Raw genomic sequence first — 15,045 nt, forward strand, 5'->3', positions numbered from 1 at the left:
TACCGCCCGATGTGGGTCACCAGTGTGCGGTGATGGTGAGCTCCTGCCAGTACGGAAGGACTCCTTCACGGCTGTCTGGGTTGGTGCCGTCGGTCCACACGCGCAGCTTGTGGGTGCCTGTTGAGTTGGGGCGGTAGCGCAGCAGGTAGTTGCCCTGGGCATCGGCCATGGTGGTGTCGGTGACCTTGATCCAGGCGTCGTGCTGCCAGCGCTCCAGCCACACGGGCATCGCACCCGGCCTGACCTTCCCGGTGACCTTCACCGGTTGCCGCACAGCCGGTGTGGAGTCGTTGACCGTGGCGCTCACCAGGGCATGTACCTGGACTCCGGAATAACTCGAACTGCGGTTCCAGGTGTCGTCCCCCGCGAAGAGCGCTGCCCCCGCCGCATCGGTGACGTATGCCCGCACGGTCGCGGTGTAGGCGCCCAGGTTGTCGGTGGTCACCGACAGGGGTGATGGATCGGGCAGGCGTTGCAGCACCGACAGGGTGCGATTCGGCAGCGGCTGCCATCCGGTGGCATCGGTCCGGCCCTCGAGCACGCCGGACACCGTGACCTGTGTGCCGTAGCCGACGTACTGCTCGGGCGAGGTGGACCGGATCCGAGTCAGGTTGACGACGCGAACCACGTAGGGGGCGATCGGCGGGAAGGTCTCGGTGTGGCTGGGACCACCATTGAGGTCGATGACGGTGAACGATGACAGGTACCACTCTCCCGTCCTGGTACCCAGCGGCAGCACGAACCCGCTACCGTCGCCGACCGGCGATTCTTCGGTGCCGCCGACCCTGGTCAGGGTGCCGTAGGTCGGGCAGCCCGCACCCGGTTCGATCGTTCCGGCTAAGTAGTCGGCACCTTCGTTCTGGACGGCGACCACATCGGTGATGGCCGGAAACGGGCACCCCGGATCCGCGGCATGAGCGGAAGTTGCGCCACCGATTGCGGTGACGGCTGTGAATAGCGCGGCGGCGAACAGCCGCACGGTGGACAACGAACGGGTCAATATGACCTCCAGGTTTGGAATGTACTCAGCTTGATGCCGCCCCACCCCCACAAGTTGCGATCCACGGCGCCCCAACCCGGGCCGCGATGGCGAAATCCAGGATGCAGAAATTTCTTTGCAGAAACTATTCTGCATGACCTAGAGTGGCGGGCATGGAGGAATCCGATCGCCAGGTCCGTGACGGCGAAGAGCTCAAGGCGTTGACCCATCCGCTCCGGCTGCGGATGCTCTCCGTGCTGCGGGAGCACGGGTCCGCGACCGCCACCGAACTGGCCAAGCGGTTCGACACCGACACGGGAGCGACGAGCTACCACCTGCGGAAGCTGGCGCAGTACGGGTTCGTCGAGGAGGTCGCCGCCGAGGGGCATCCGCGGGCTCGGCGCTGGGCGGCGGTGCACGCTACGACGTCCTGGAACAACTCCGAGGTCGGCGAGACGGGCGAAGGCCGTACTGCGGCCGGCTGGATGCGCCGGCAGCAGGCGGGGATCCTGGTTTCCGACGCCGAGTCCTTCGAGCAGCTGCAGGACAGCCTGCCGTCCGAGTGGATCGACGCGGCAGGAATCGGCGATCTGCTGGTCAAGCTCACTCCCGAATCCCTCGGTGAGCTCTGGGGCCGCTTCTACGCCCACCTGGACGAGCTGAAGGCGAGAGACGCGGGCGACGAAGCGGCCCGCCGAGTCTCCATCGTGGTCGGCGGTTTCCCGCGACCCGACGAGCCGAAGCCATGACCTCGCGGGAGCTTCGGCATCGGTATGCGCTGATCAGCTTCCTGACCTGGTTGCCGACCGGGCTCTTTATCCCGGTCTTAGTCGTTCTGCTGCTGGAGCGGGGGATCGGGCTGACGACGATCGCCGCGCTGGGCGTGGCCTACTCCGTGACGGTGATGCTGCTCGAGCTGCCCACCGGCGGTCTCGCGGATGTCGTCGGGCGTCGTCCGGTCATGGTCGCCTCGGCCGCGTCGAGCCTCGCCGCGCTGATCCTCCTCGGCTTCGCCGACTCGCTCGTCCTACTCGCCCTCTCCGCCGTACTGCGTGGGGTCGGCCGCGCGCTCGGCAGTGGTCCGGTCGAAGCCTGGTACGTCGACCAGGCCAACGAGCTCCCCGATGCCGACCTGACCCACGGGCTGTCAGTAGGCGCGATGGCGTCGTCCGTCGCGCTGGCTGTTGGAACGGTCGCCGGCGGGGTGATCCCGTTCGGGCTCGGTGCGACTCTTGCCTTGCCGGTGCTGCTCGCCGCGGGAGCCGATGGCGTTCGTCTGGTGGTGACGTTGGTGGCCATGCCCGAGCCGAAGTACGAGGCGAAGACTCTGCGGAGCGTCGTGCGCGGGGTGCCTTCGGCGATCGCGTCCGGGGTGCGGGTCGCAGGGCGGAGCGTGGTGCTGATCCGGATCCTGATGGTCTCCGCGGGGATGGGGACGACCCTGGCGGTGATGGAGTTGCTGACGCCTGCCTGGCTGACGGAGTTGGCAGGTGCGGCGGACAGGGGAGTGCTCGCGTACGGGCTGGTGGCCGCCGTCGGGTTCGCGGCGGACGCTCTCGGGAGCGGGCTGAGCATGCCGCTGTTGCGGCGGCTCGGTTCGGTGCGAGCGGTCTGTCTGGCGGGTTACACCGTCAGCTCGCTGGCGCTGGCCGGCATGGCCGCGGCGACGGCGGTGGACGGGATCGCCGGAGTCCTCGCGGCCGCGATCGCCTACTCGCTGATGTTCGTCGGCCTCGGGGTGACGGCCGGGCCGCTGGCCCAGTTGCTGCACAGCCAGGTGGACGCGGCCGAGCGGGCGACCGTTGTCTCCGTCGAGTCACTGATCCTGATGCTGGCCGGAGCGGTCGGCGTGGTCGGGCTGGGCCAGCTCGCGGTCTCCACCCACCCGGCGGTGGCATTCGGTGTTACGGCGGTGGTTCTGGCCGTGCTCGCCGCGCCGGTCATCGCGGTGACGCAGGGCAGCGAAGTGCGTGGCGTAGCCGGCGACCTGGCCGCGGGTGGCGTCCTCCCGGCCGCCGCTGGCGCGGCGGGCCGGGAGGCTGTCGACAGCTCACCGGACCGTCGGTAGGTCGGCCTCCGAAGCCGTCGTGTCACCTGTCAGGTCTTGTCCGGGGGTGCCGGCCGGTGGCATCCGCAGGGTGATTGCGGCCAGTACGGCGCCGGCGGCGGCGATCACGGCGGCGCCGGTGAAAGCGGCTGAGTAGCCCTCGGTGAGCGAGGCGAGGTCACCGAGGCGGTCGGCGCCGTTGGCTGCGGCGACCGCGGTCATCGCAGCCAGCCCGAGCGCGGAGCCGATCTGGTAGCTGGTGTTCACGATGCCCGATGCCAGGCCACCTTCCTCCGGGCGCGCGGATGACAGCGCGATGCCGAGGCTGGGGATGAACGCCAGCGACATTCCAGCCGCGGCGATCAGCGACGCGGGCAGTACGTCGGCCCAGAACGACCCGTCGGCGCGGATCAGGGACAGTCCGGCCAGGCCGGCGGTGAGGATCGTCATGCCGGTGACGAGGGCCTTCTTCGGGCCGATCGCGGCGATCGCCTTCGGTGCGACCACGATCATGCCCAGCATGATGAACGTCGTCATCGGCAGTAGCGCCGAACCGCTCGGGAACGCGCTCAGGCCGAGCACCTGCTGCAGGTACAGGTTCAGGAAGAACCACATCGGCACCCACGCCGCTCCCAGCAGCAGTTGCGCCACGTTGGCCGCGGCCAGGTTCGGCGCGGTGAAGATCCCCAGCCGCATCAACGGCTCACGTCGCTTGGCCTGCACGGCCATGAACACCAGCAGCAGTACGATCGCCGCCGCAGCCACCAGCAGGGTCGAAGGCGAGCCCCAGCCGACCTCCGGCGCACGCACGATCGCATACACCCCCGCGCCCAGTCCCAGCGTCACCGTCAGGGCGCCGACCACGTCGACAGATCCCCGCCGCGCCGGCGCCGGCGGCATCAACGCCCGTGTCGCGAGCAACGCGACCAGCGCGATCGGGACATTGAGGAAGAACACCCAAGGCCACGACAGGTACTCGGTGATCACGCCACCAAGGAAGACTCCCGCCGTGCCGCCGGCCGGAGCAGCCGCCCCGTACAGCGCGATCGCCTTGGTCAACTCCTTCGGACTGCCGCCGAACAGCATCATCAGCAGCGTCAGCGCGGCCGGAGCGATCAGCGCCGCCCCAACCCCCTGAACCGCGCGGCCGGTCAGCTCGGCCGCGACAGTGGTGGCGAACCCAGCCATCAGCGACCCAGCCAACAACACCGCCCAGCCTGCCGCGAAGACGCGCCGCGCGCCCAGCAGATCAGACAGCCGCCCACCGAGCAGCAGCAGGCCGCCGAACGCGACCACATAGGCGTTGAACACCCAGGACAGATCGCCCGGACTGAACCCCAGCTCGGTCCGCATCTTCGGCAACGCGACACCGATGATCGAGGTGTCCATGATCACCATGAACTGCGCCGCGGCGATCACGCCGAGCGCCCACCAGCGCCGTGACGACGCCGGGACTTCCAACTCGCTCATATTTACTCCTTACGGGTATGGGGTATGCATCGCCTACGCGACGATCCCAGGTGAGATTGAGGGATGAATTGATACCCTAGGGGGGTACCCCGTGATTAAGCAAGTGGCTGGCGGACGCAGTTGCTGCCGGCGGACCGCGAGCCGACCGCAAACTCAAGGAAGCCTCCGAGGCCATCGCGCGCCTGGTGCGTTCCTGAGGCATCCCTCCTGCCGACGTTGGCAGGCCGGCAACAAGTCATGAACCGGGCCGACTGCCTGTCGAGGGTCTGATGCTGTGATGCGCTCTAGGAGCGGCCTTCGATGGCGACGGAGTTGTCTGCCGCGTCTGGGACGGCCCGTTGAGCGGTCGGAACTGGGGCCTGCAGCCGCCTCGGCAGTGCGAGGAAAACTCCGGCGGTGATGCAAGCCCCCGCGACGGCCAGGATCAGGGGCCGATAGCCGATGGACTCAGCCAGGATCGCGCCGCCGAGCGGTGCGCTGGCTTTGGCGATGAGGACTGGTGTGGCGAGAGTTCCGGCAATGGTGGCGTAGCCGGTGGAGCCGTAGCGGTCGAGCAGGATGGCGGGGGTGGCGATGGATGCGACGCCGAATCCGAGTCCGAACAGGACCAGGCAGGCGATTGCGCCGGCAAGGTGGCGGCCGGTAATGGGCAGCAGCGAGATCGCGGCGCCTTGGATGACGAGGATGCCTGCGGCGATGGTGGCCATAGGCAACCACCGCGGCGACAAAGTCGTGACCACCCGTCCGGTCACCGACAGCAGGCCGAGCAGACCGGCCAGAGTCGCGGCGAGCGCAGGCGGGTGCCCGAGGGTGGTGAGGTAGAGGACGAGATGTACGGCGATGACGGCCAGCGCTGCGCTGTGCAGCACGAATGCTGCCGCGAGCAGCCAGAAGCCGGGGTCACGCAGGACCCGTCCCTGCGAAGCTGTCTGGTGGGCCCGTGCGGCCAGGTGGTGCCGGGGTGCTGTCTTGCGGACCGCGGTGGCGTGCAGCGGCACGGTGATCAAGGCGAGGACGCCGGCAAGAGTCAGCAGGGTTTGGCGCCAGCCGTGGGCCTCGACCAGGTGCCCGGTGAGCGGGATGAAGATTGAGCTGGCGAAACCGGCGACGAAAGTGATTCCCAGTAATGCCTTGGTTCGGCTGCGCGGGGCGGTGACGGCGATGACGACCGCGAAGGCAGGTTCGTACAAGACCATGGCCGAGGCCGCACCGATCACTACGAACGCCCCGTACAGCTGGGCGACAGTATGGACTTGTGACCAGCCGAGAACGCCGGCCGTGCCGAGCAGCGATCCGGTCGTCATCAGGGCCTGGCCGCCGCGTGCGTCGAGCCAACGCCCGACCGGAACTGACATCAGCCCGGTGACGAGAACCGCGGTGGTCAGGGCGCCGGCCGCGGTGGCGGTGGTGATGCCGAGGTCGCGGCTCATTGGACCGAGCAGCGCGCTGAAGGCGTAGTACAAGACGCCGTAGCCGATGGTCTGGGTGATCGCCAGGGACGCGACCAGGCGGCGAGGTACGCCGGAACGACCGCCGATTCCTGCCCGGGCGGAGCTGGGAGCGGCGGTCGTTCCGGGATCCATCAGCTGCAGCAGCCAGACACGATGGTGGTGGGCTTGTCGTCGATCACGGTGAGCAGGCCACCACTGATGCCCGTCGCGAGACCGCGCCCGGCCGGTGGGGTGATCTCGACTGCCTGAGGCGTCGGGCCGCAGCAGCCGCCGGCTGCCTCGCCACTGGACGAGGTTGTGTCGGTGAGGTTGGTGGAGCAGACCCCGGTCTCGGGCAGGTCGAGCTGCACGTCGCGGGCGGCGTCCCAGTCACCTGCCAGGGCGGCGACCACGGAGCGAGCCTGTTCGAAGCCGGTGGCCAGCAGGAACGTCGGCGCCCGGCCGTACGACTTCGCGCCCACGGCGTAGTAGCCCGGTTCGGGGTGGGCGAGTTCGTCGACTCCGTGTGGGGGCACGGTGCCGCACGAGTGCTGGTTCGGGTCGATCAGCGGCGCCAGCGCACGGGTCGATCCCAGGATCGGGTCGAGGTCGAGGCGCAGTTCGCCGACGATGGCGTGGTCGGGTCGGAAGCCGGTGGAGTTCACGACCGTGTCCGCGACGACGCGCCGCTCACCGGCGACCAGTTCGACGCGACCGTCGCTGGTCTGGTCGACGGACTCGATTCGGAAGCTGCTGACCAGCTCGACCCGCCCCGTCCGTACGAGGTTCTGCAGCCGTGATCCGAGTGCGCCGCGGGCGGGCAGTTCGTCGGCGTCGCCGCCGCCGTAGGTGCGGGCCTGATCCGCGCCGCGCACGACCCATACGACCTCCGTACCCGGAACTTGCTCGGCGAGTTCGCCGAGATCCAGCAGCGTGGTGGCGGCCGAGTGTCCGGCGCCGACGACCGCAGTACGGCGTCCCGCGAACCGGTCACGATCGCGGCCCAGAACATCAGGCAGCGCTCGGGAGATGTCAGCTGCCGCGGCAGTCTCGCCGCGTGCTGGGATGCCGGAGCCGCCGAGCACGTTGGGGCGCCGCCAGGTCCCGGCCGCGTCGATCACGGCCGAGGCGAGCAACTCGGACCCGTCGGCCAGGCGGACCAGGAACGGTGCATCCTCGCGACCGGCGGTGCGGATCCGGTCGAACCCGACCCGGGTCACGGCCTGCACTGGGGAGTTGTAGCGGATCCTGTCGCTCAGCTGGGGGGTCTTGGCCAGCGGCGCGAGGTAGGAGTCGATCAGGTCGCCGCCGGTGGGCAGGATGCCGGCGTCGGGTTCGGTCCAGCCGCCGGCCTGCTCCAGCAGCCTGCGCGACGCGCTGTCGATGTCGTAGCGCCACGGGCTGAACAGCTTGACGTGCCGCCATTCGTCGATCGCTGCGGCGACGCCCGGGCCGGACTCGAGGACGACGAAGTCGAGGCCGCGTTCGGCCAGGTGCGCGGCAGCGGCCAGGCCGATCGGGCCTGCGCCGATGACCACGACCGGCAGGTCGGAAACGGTGACGCTCATGGTGTTTCTCCAAGCTGTGCAGAGTTTTTGACGAGATGGTCCACGGTCGCCGTGACCAGATCCGTCGCGGCGAGCAACGTGCGAGCTTCGACCCGGTCGGGGGTCTCGGCGGGTGTCTGGTAGCCGGGCATGCCCATGCCCATGCCGATCCCGATCGCGGCCAGGCCGGCAGCGGCGTACCGGCGGTTGTCCGAAGCCATCGACCCGGCGCGCAGCGGTACGCCGGTACGCCGTCCGGCCTGGTCCACCGCGGCCAGTAGCGGTTCGGCCGGTCCACCGGCTTCGACCGCGGCCGCGTCGCCGAGCTGGGCCGCGCCGTCGACATTGATCACATAGGTGCTGGGGGCAACTTGGGGCGCGTGATGCGCCGACCCGCGAGCGCCGACTTCTTCGCCGTCGAGCAACGCGACTGCCAGCCCGGCACCGACCGGCAGACGAGCCGAGACCAGCCGGGCGGCTTCGAGCACGACCGCGACGCCGGAGGCGTTGTCGGCTGCAGCGGGATGCCGTTGTTGCGGGTCGTCGCCGACTCCGTCGAAGTGTGCGGTCAGCAGCACCGAGATGTGGCCGGGCAATGGTTCGGCGAACACCCCGTACACGTTGGTCCCGGTCGCGGTGATGGTCCGCATCGGCACCGACCCCGTCACCGTCTCGCCCGCGGTGTGGGCCAGCTCGGCGTGCAGATCGGCGCGCACCGACACGATCGCGACCTTGCCCATCGCAGGTCCGGCGATCATCTTCGGCATCCAGCCCGCCTCGTCAACACCCCTGGCGACCAACAGCCCGGCAGCCTGTTCGGCCTCCGCCCGCGCCACCGCGTGTGCGTCAGCCGCGGCGACGGCGATCCAGCCGCCACGCCACGAATCGGCGTCGGCAGACACGAGCGGACCTGAGGTTGGAGCTAGCCGAGCTGAGCTGAGCTGCTCGGCGAAGTCGCGGCGATGGACGAGCTGTCGCCGCCCGACGGTCAGTACGGGTGTGGCCAGCAGCTCCTTCACGCCACCCGCCTCGAACTGATCGAGGGCTACTGCGGCGCCAAGGTCGCGTAGTTGGCCGGCCAGCCAGACCGCGGCCGCCTTCCCGCCCGGCGTACCGATCCCGCGCCCCAGATACTGGTCGGAAGCGAGTTCACCGACGATGGCGAGCATGGCGTCGACGGAGGCGCCGCCACGGGCCGCGACGGCCTCAGCCGCGAGCGGCCACGGCGACGCGGTGCTCATCCGCAGCACCCGCCAGAAGTGGCCTCGTCCGTGGCAGCCTCGGCGACAGGAGCAGACCCGCAGCATGAGCCGGCCGCGACCGCGGTGTCGGTGCCGCAGCAACCGCCCGTGGACTCTGCAGCGGCCTGCCCGGCCGGGCCGCTTCCGCAGCAGCTGCCCGCGGACGGGGGCGCGAACGCCTGGGCCGGGTCACCGGCGAACCCGCCGGCAGGAGTGGTGGCGGTGGTTTCGGTAGCCATGATCTGGTCCTTCGTTCGAGCGGTCAGTGGAGGAACTGGATGTGCGTGCGGCGAGCGCGGACCGCCCTGGCGCTAAGTTGATGTTCATCTAAACAGCGATCCCCACCTTGCGTCTTGCTTAGACAGAAGTCAAGATAGACACATGTCGAAACAAGACTTGCCTCTGATCCGAAGCGGTGGCTGCTGTACGCCGATCACGGTCGCGGCCCTCGACGAGGCCATGGCGTCCGAGGGGGCAGCGGTGTTCAAGGCGCTGTCCGACCCGATCCGGCTGCGCCTGATGTCGATCATCGCCTCGGCCGGCGACGAAGTCTGCGTCTGCGACATCACCCCGCACTTCAACGTGTCGGGACCGACGATCTCCCACCATCTGCGGGTACTCCGCGAGGCCGGACTGGTCGACTGCGAGCGCCGCGGGACCTGGGTCTACTACTGGCCGCTGCCGGACCGGCTGCAGTGGGCCTCCTCGCTCCTGTCCGTTCCTGAGGCAACCGCGCTGGCCCACTGAGCACCACCGGCGGCGCCTCGTGTCGCCGCCCGCACCTCGGTCCACGCTGCCCTCACCAGGGAGACATCGTCATACCCTCATCTACCGAAGAACTCGTGGTGGTCGCGAAACTGTCGTTCCTCGACCGGTTCCTGGCTGTCTGGATCATCGCCGCCATGGCCCTCGGCCTGATTCTCGGCCGGCTGATCCCCGGCCTCGACGACGCGCTCGACGCGGTCAAGGTCGGCTCGGTCAGTCTTCCGATCGCGATCGGGCTGCTGCTGATGATGTACCCGGTACTGGCCAAGGTCCGCTACACCGAGACCAGCCGCGTCACCGGCGACCGGAAACTCCTGGTCGCTTCAGTGGTGCTGAACTGGGTGATCGGCCCGGCGCTGATGTTCGCGCTGGCCTGGTTACTGCTGCCCGACCTGCCGGCGTACCGCACCGGCCTGGTCATCGTCGGACTCGCCCGCTGCATCGCCATGGTGCTGATCTGGAACGACCTGTCCTGCGGCGACCGCGAAGCCGCCGCCGTCCTGGTCGCGATCAATTCCGTCTTCCAGATCATCGCCTTCGCCGCACTCGGCTGGTTCTACCTGCAGACCCTGCCCGGATGGCTAGGACTGGAGACCACGAGTGCGGAGTTCTCGATCGGCGCCATCGCGCTGAGCGTGCTGGTATTCCTCGGCGTCCCGTTGCTGGCCGGCTACCTGACCCGCACGATCGGGGAGAGGACGCGTGGCCGTAACTGGTACGAATCTCGGTTCCTGCCGAAGATCGGCCCGGTCGCCTTGTACGGGTTGCTGTTCACGATCGTCATGTTGTTCGCCCTGCAAGGCGACGCGATCACCAGCGCGCCCCTCGACGTCGCTCGCATCGCGCTACCGCTGCTGGCCTATTTCGTCCTCATGTTCGGCGGCTCGTTCGCGCTCGGGCACCGGCTCGACCTCGGCTACGCCAAGACCGCGACACTGGCGTTCACCGCGGCCGGAAACAACTTCGAACTCGCCATCGCCGTCGCGATCGGCACCTTCGGCGTCACCTCCGGGCAAGCCCTCGCAGGCGTCGTCGGCCCCCTGATCGAGGTCCCCGTTCTGATCGCTCTGGTCTACGTTTCGCTGTGGGCCCGGCGGCGCTTCTACCCCAACGCCATCACCTGACCACCTTTGCCGCAAGGAGCAACCGTCATGTCCGAGACCACCCCTGAGGTCTTGTTCGTCTGCATCCACAACGCCGGCCGCTCCCAGATGGCCGCCGCTCTGCTCGACCACCACGCCGCCGGACGTGTCGTCGTACGGTCCGCCGGTTCGCAGCCGGCCAACCAGCTCAACCCTGCGGTCGTAGAAGCGATGGCCGAGCTGGGGCTGGATATCTCCAAGGAGTTCCCCAAGCCGCTGACCGACGACGCGGTGAAGGCCTCCGATGTCGTCATCACCATGGGCTGCGGCGACGAATGCCCATACTTTCCGGGCAAGACGTACCTTGACTGGGAACTTGAGGATCCCGCCGGGCAGAGAATCGAAGCGGTCCGGCCGATCCGCGACGAGATCGACGCGCGGGTCCGCGCACTGGTCGCCGAGCTCGTCCCAGCTCCTGACGCTGCCAACTGATCGCTTCACGGTGAGCGTAGGTGACTCCGGGCGGTGGATGCGGTTATGAAGGCGGCAGTCGGGCGCGACGCGAGACGGCCGGCCGTGAGTCTGGCCAAGGACGATAATCCGTCCGAGCCGGTACTTCATGAGACGGGACAGAGTGCCGGCGGCATGCTTGGCGAGCCATCTGGTGGCTCGCAAACTGATCCGGTTGTAGATCGGTGTCATGTCCCGCCATAGCCCGGCGGGGCAGAGAAGGGTGAGCGAGGAGACCGGCCGGGTGCCGGCGATTTCAAGCCCGACCCAGCCGCCAAGGGAGTTACCGACGATATGGGGGGTTGTGATACCCAGCTCGTCGAGGAAGCCCGCCACGCCTTGCCGCGAGCCTCGCCGGGAGCGGTTCGATCTGAGCAGGCAGTGGTTCGGAGTCCCCGAAGCCGGGGAGGTCGATGGAAAGAACGCCGAAGTGCTCGGTGAGAGCCTCGATAATTGGGTCTCAGACCTGGCGTGCCGATCCGATACCGTGGAGCAGCACCAAGGGAGCGCCGTTGCCGCGCCGAGTGAACGCGAGTGACTTCATGTCTGCCTTTCTCCTGCCGTACATCCTCCCCGCTGCCCTTGGGTATCAGCCCCTCATGCCGGGCCACCTCGGTGCTGCCGTCGGACGAAACGCATCCCTGGCGGCTAGGCGTGCCCCCTGATGACCGACATGCTGTTCCGTGAACTCACCCGCCGGATCGCCGGGGACGTGCAGACCGACAGTGGTACGCGGGCGGCGTACGCGTCCGACGCGTCCAACCACCGGGTCGTCCCCGCCGGCGTCGTGTTCCCTCGCACCGCCGAGGACCTCTCGACGATCGTTGGCCTCTGCCGGGATGACGGCGTACCGATCACTTCGCGCGGTGCCGGGACCAACGTGGCCGGCAACGCGATCGGTCCCGGCGTCGTGGTGGACTACTCGCGCTACTACCAGCGGATCGTGTCGGTGGATCCGGACAGCCGGACGGCCGTCGTCCAGCCCGGGGTAGTGGTGGATCGTCTGCAGGAGGCCGCGGCGCCGCACGGGCTGCGCTTCGGTCCGGACCCGTCGACGCACAACCGCTGCACGATCGGCGGAATGATCGGGACCAATGCCTGCGGCTCCCACTCCGTGGCGTGGGGGACCACCGCTGACAACGTGCTCGACCTCGAAGTGGTCCTGGCCGATGGTCTCGTCCGGCCGATCGCGGACCTGTCCGGGCTGGCCGACCGGTTGACCGGTCTGCGGGACGCCTATCTCGCCCCGATCCGGCAGGAGCTCGGCAGGTTCCCGCGACAGATCTCCGGCTACGGCCTGCAGCACCTGCTGCCCGAGCTTGGCTTCGACCTTGCGCGGGCGTTCACCGGATCCGAGGGAACCTGCGGCATCATCGCGTCGGCGACCGTCAAGCTCGTCGACGTTCCGCCGCGGCGGGTGCTGTTGGTCGCCGGGTTCGCCGACGACATCGCTGCCGCCGCGGCGGCTCCGCTGCTCAGCAAGCTAGGTCCATTGACGGTCGAAGGCATCGACGAGAACCTCGTCCGGGCGTTCGACAGCCGCCCCGGTCCGCACTCGCGACCGGAACTACCTCGCGGCCGCGCCTGGCTGATGTTGGAGGCCGGCGGCGCGGACCAGGTAGAGGTCGAGGAAGTCAGCCACTCCCTGGCGCGGGCGGCCCAGCAGGCCGGCGCACTCGGGACCCGGATCCTCACCGATGCGCCCGACCAGAACGCCTTCTGGCGGATCAGGGAACGAGGAGCCGGCTTGGCCACCCGTACGGCGTCCGGTGACGAGGCGTGGCCTGGCTGGGAGGACGCGGCAGTTCCGCCGGAAAGACTCGCGGACTACTTGACCGGCTTTCACAGGTTGCTGACCGGCCACGGTCGTCAGGGGGTGGTGTACGGCCACTTCGGTGAAGGCTGTGTGCACGTGCGGATCGACCACGACCTGCTCAGCGACCGCGGCCGATCGGCGTACCGGGACTTTCAGCAGCAGGCCGCCGAGCTCGTCGTCGAGCACGGCGGTTCCCTGTCGGGGGAACATGGCGACGGACGGGCACGGTCCGAGCTTCTCAGCCTTATGTACGGCCCGGAGGTTGTGCGGGCGTTCGCGGCGTTCAAGCACGCCTTCGACCCCGACCGGCTCTTCAACCCGGGCGTGATCGTCGATCCGGACCCGCTCGACGCGAACCTGCGACTGGCGATCAACCGTCCGCACACAGTGGATCTGCAGTTCGGGTACCCCGGGGACGACGGCGACTGGGGCAAAGCGATGCGCCGCTGCGTCGGTGTCGGGGCATGCCGCAAGGAGAGTGGCGGCGGCATGTGCCCGTCGTACCGGGCGACCAAGGACGAACGGCACAGCACCCGGGGCCGGTCCCGGCTGCTGTTCGAGATGCTCGACGGGAATCTCAGCGCCGACGGGTGGCGGTCGAAGGACGTTCACGACGCCTTGGATCTGTGTCTCAGCTGCAAGGCCTGCTCGAGCGAGTGCCCGGTGTCGGTCGACATGGCGACGTACAAGGCGGAGTTCCTGCACAAGCATTTCCGTCGGCGGCTTCGGCCGCGAAGCCACTACAGCATGGGATGGCTGCCGCTGTGGCTGGTCGCCGCCCGACGGGTACCGCGACTGGCCAATCTCGTGATGAAGAACAAGCTGCTGGCCCGCCTCGGCGGAATCGACTCCCGACGAGCCGTGCCGAAGCTCTCCACCGCGCCGCTGAAGCTGACTCAGAGTCCGGCCGGCATTCCGGACGCGCCTCGCGTGACACTGTGGGTCGACACGTTCACAGCGGCATTCGACCCGGCCATCGCTGACGACGCGCTGACATTGCTCCGGGCAGCCGGATACGAGGTCACTGTCGTCGGTCCGGACGTGTGCTGCGGGCTGACTTGGGTTTCGACCGGGCAGTTGAACATCGCCCGGCGCGTCATGACCCGAGCTGTCACGAGACTTGCCGGCACGCCGGGCCGGATCGTGGTGCTCGAGCCGAGCTGTGCCGCCGCCCTGCGAGGCGATGCGCCCGAGCTTCTCCACACCACCGCGGCCCGCTGCCGTCGGTGACCGGATCAGCACCTTGGCCGAGTTCTTGCTCGACGTCGATCTCGAGTTCGAGCCCCTCGACGAAGCGGCAATCGGACAGTTTCACTGTCACCAGCGAGCGGTGTTCGGCACGGAACCGGATCGACGACTCCTTGCCCGGCTGGGCATCGACTTCGAGGCCATCGACGAAGGTTGCTGCGGCCTCGCGGGCAACTTCGGCTTCGAACAAGGCCACTACGACGTGTCTGTCGCCTGCGCGGAGCAGTCCTTCCTGCCGACCCTGCGCGACCAACCGGACTCGATGGTGCTCGCGGACGGATTCTCCTGCCGGTTGCAAATCCAGCAGCTAGGCGGCCGGGAGGCCCTCCATCTCGCCCAACTACTACGACGCCAGCTCCGCGAACCATTCACCACCAGGTAGCCGCCCGATCCGGTCCGGGGCGTCTGGAAGGTTCGCCTGCGGGTCGCAGTGCCTGGTGGGCACGCTTCGAAATCGAAGTGGGACGGGTTCCTTCACCTTCTTAGTCAAAGTACCGCGGCCTCCGACGACGACCTACCAGATCTCCCTGTGTGGGCTCGGCGTCGAGTTCGCCTGTCGTGGGTGAGCGCGAGTCGTGCTGTGGTCTTGAGCGGTTGTTCGATCGGCGGTCCAGCCGACGTCGGCACCCCCGAACTTGAATCCGCCCCTGCGCCACTGCCTGACACGTAACCGTCAACTGGGCTAAAGGGCGGCCCTGGCGCACATGGGCCGAACGCCAAGGCCTGGACCAACCCAACCCCGGCCGGGACTCAAAGGGTGATCGTAACAACCCAGTAACCCCCAGCAACGGACCCAAACGTCTCGAAAAGGAGGGCCCGCCATTTGACCACCACCGACAACGCCGGATCCGCCTCGAGGTGGTCGTATGGGTGACAGTCTCGTCACTGAAATTGTCCACCGCAGCAGATC

At 68.5% G+C, this 15,045-nt stretch carries 13 protein-coding genes; 7 read left to right on the forward strand and 6 right to left on the reverse strand.

The window, feature by feature from the left end; all coding sequences use genetic code 11:
- Nucleotides 1–16: 16 nt before the first annotated feature.
- Nucleotides 17–1,000, reverse strand: a complete 984-nt coding sequence (locus tag F1D05_RS28095) for a hypothetical protein (RefSeq protein WP_185443450.1) — start codon at nt 998–1,000, stop codon at nt 17–19.
- A gap of 152 nt (nt 1,001–1,152) precedes the next feature.
- Here F1D05_RS28095 and F1D05_RS28100 point away from each other — a divergent pair, with 152 nt between their 5' ends.
- Complete coding sequence (locus F1D05_RS28100; RefSeq protein ID WP_246486036.1) at nt 1,153–1,728, forward strand: ArsR/SmtB family transcription factor; 576 nt, start codon at nt 1,153–1,155, stop codon at nt 1,726–1,728.
- Entirely contained in the window at nt 1,725–3,047 is a 1,323-nt protein-coding gene (locus F1D05_RS28105; protein ID WP_185443452.1) for an MFS transporter, read from the forward strand. The genes F1D05_RS28100 and F1D05_RS28105 overlap by 4 nt, the downstream gene beginning before the upstream one ends.
- Here the strand turns inward: F1D05_RS28105 and F1D05_RS28110 are convergent.
- From F1D05_RS28110 to F1D05_RS28130, 5 genes are all read right to left on the reverse strand, one after another.
- Nucleotides 3,030–4,496 carry an MFS transporter gene (locus tag F1D05_RS28110; RefSeq protein ID WP_185443453.1) on the reverse strand — a complete coding sequence of 489 codons (1,467 nt, stop codon included), beginning with the start codon at nt 4,494–4,496 and terminating at the stop codon, nt 3,030–3,032. The genes F1D05_RS28105 and F1D05_RS28110 overlap by 18 nt on opposite strands.
- Before the next feature lie 284 nt (nt 4,497–4,780).
- Entirely contained in the window at nt 4,781–6,079 is a 1,299-nt protein-coding gene (locus F1D05_RS28115) for an MFS transporter (protein WP_185443454.1), read from the reverse strand.
- Nucleotides 6,079–7,494 carry an FAD-dependent oxidoreductase gene (locus F1D05_RS28120; RefSeq protein WP_185443455.1) on the reverse strand — a complete coding sequence of 472 codons (1,416 nt, stop codon included), beginning with the start codon at nt 7,492–7,494 and terminating at the stop codon, nt 6,079–6,081. The genes F1D05_RS28115 and F1D05_RS28120 overlap by 1 nt, the downstream gene beginning before the upstream one ends.
- Nucleotides 7,491–8,714, reverse strand: coding sequence for a M28 family metallopeptidase (locus F1D05_RS28125; protein WP_246486037.1), 1,224 nt, complete (start codon nt 8,712–8,714; stop codon nt 7,491–7,493). Before F1D05_RS28125 ends, F1D05_RS28120 begins: the two co-directional genes overlap by 4 nt.
- Nucleotides 8,711–8,953 carry a hypothetical protein gene (locus F1D05_RS28130; RefSeq protein ID WP_185443457.1) on the reverse strand — a complete coding sequence of 81 codons (243 nt, stop codon included), beginning with the start codon at nt 8,951–8,953 and terminating at the stop codon, nt 8,711–8,713. Before F1D05_RS28130 ends, F1D05_RS28125 begins: the two co-directional genes overlap by 4 nt.
- A 142-nt stretch (nt 8,954–9,095) precedes the next feature.
- Between F1D05_RS28130 and F1D05_RS28135 the strand changes: the two genes are divergently transcribed.
- From F1D05_RS28135 to F1D05_RS39110, 5 genes are all read left to right on the forward strand, one after another.
- The gene (locus tag F1D05_RS28135; protein ID WP_185443458.1) at nt 9,096–9,461 is read left to right on the forward strand and encodes an ArsR/SmtB family transcription factor; all 366 of its coding nucleotides are present in this window, start codon (nt 9,096–9,098) and stop codon (nt 9,459–9,461) included.
- Nucleotides 9,462–9,556: 95 nt separating this feature from the next.
- Nucleotides 9,557–10,603: an ACR3 family arsenite efflux transporter gene (gene arsB, locus F1D05_RS28140; RefSeq protein WP_428994974.1), complete on the forward strand. Its 1,047-nt coding sequence runs from the start codon at nt 9,557–9,559 to the stop codon at nt 10,601–10,603.
- A 27-nt stretch (nt 10,604–10,630) separates the two neighbouring features.
- The gene (locus F1D05_RS28145) at nt 10,631–11,053 is read left to right on the forward strand and encodes an arsenate reductase ArsC (protein ID WP_185443460.1); all 423 of its coding nucleotides are present in this window, start codon (nt 10,631–10,633) and stop codon (nt 11,051–11,053) included.
- A 682-nt stretch (nt 11,054–11,735) separates the two neighbouring features.
- On the forward strand, nt 11,736–14,117 hold the full coding sequence (locus tag F1D05_RS28150; protein WP_206685858.1) for an FAD-binding and (Fe-S)-binding domain-containing protein: 2,382 nt from the start codon (nt 11,736–11,738) through the stop codon (nt 14,115–14,117).
- A 13-nt stretch (nt 14,118–14,130) separates the two neighbouring features.
- A complete protein-coding gene (locus F1D05_RS39110) occupies nt 14,131–14,517 on the forward strand; it encodes a hypothetical protein (protein WP_206685859.1) in 387 nt (128 codons plus the stop codon).
- Nucleotides 14,518–15,045 lie beyond the last annotated feature (528 nt).

Origin of the sequence: Kribbella qitaiheensis (assembly GCF_014217565.1) — a bacterium.
Lineage (GTDB): Bacteria > Actinomycetota > Actinomycetes > Propionibacteriales > Kribbellaceae > Kribbella > Kribbella qitaiheensis_A.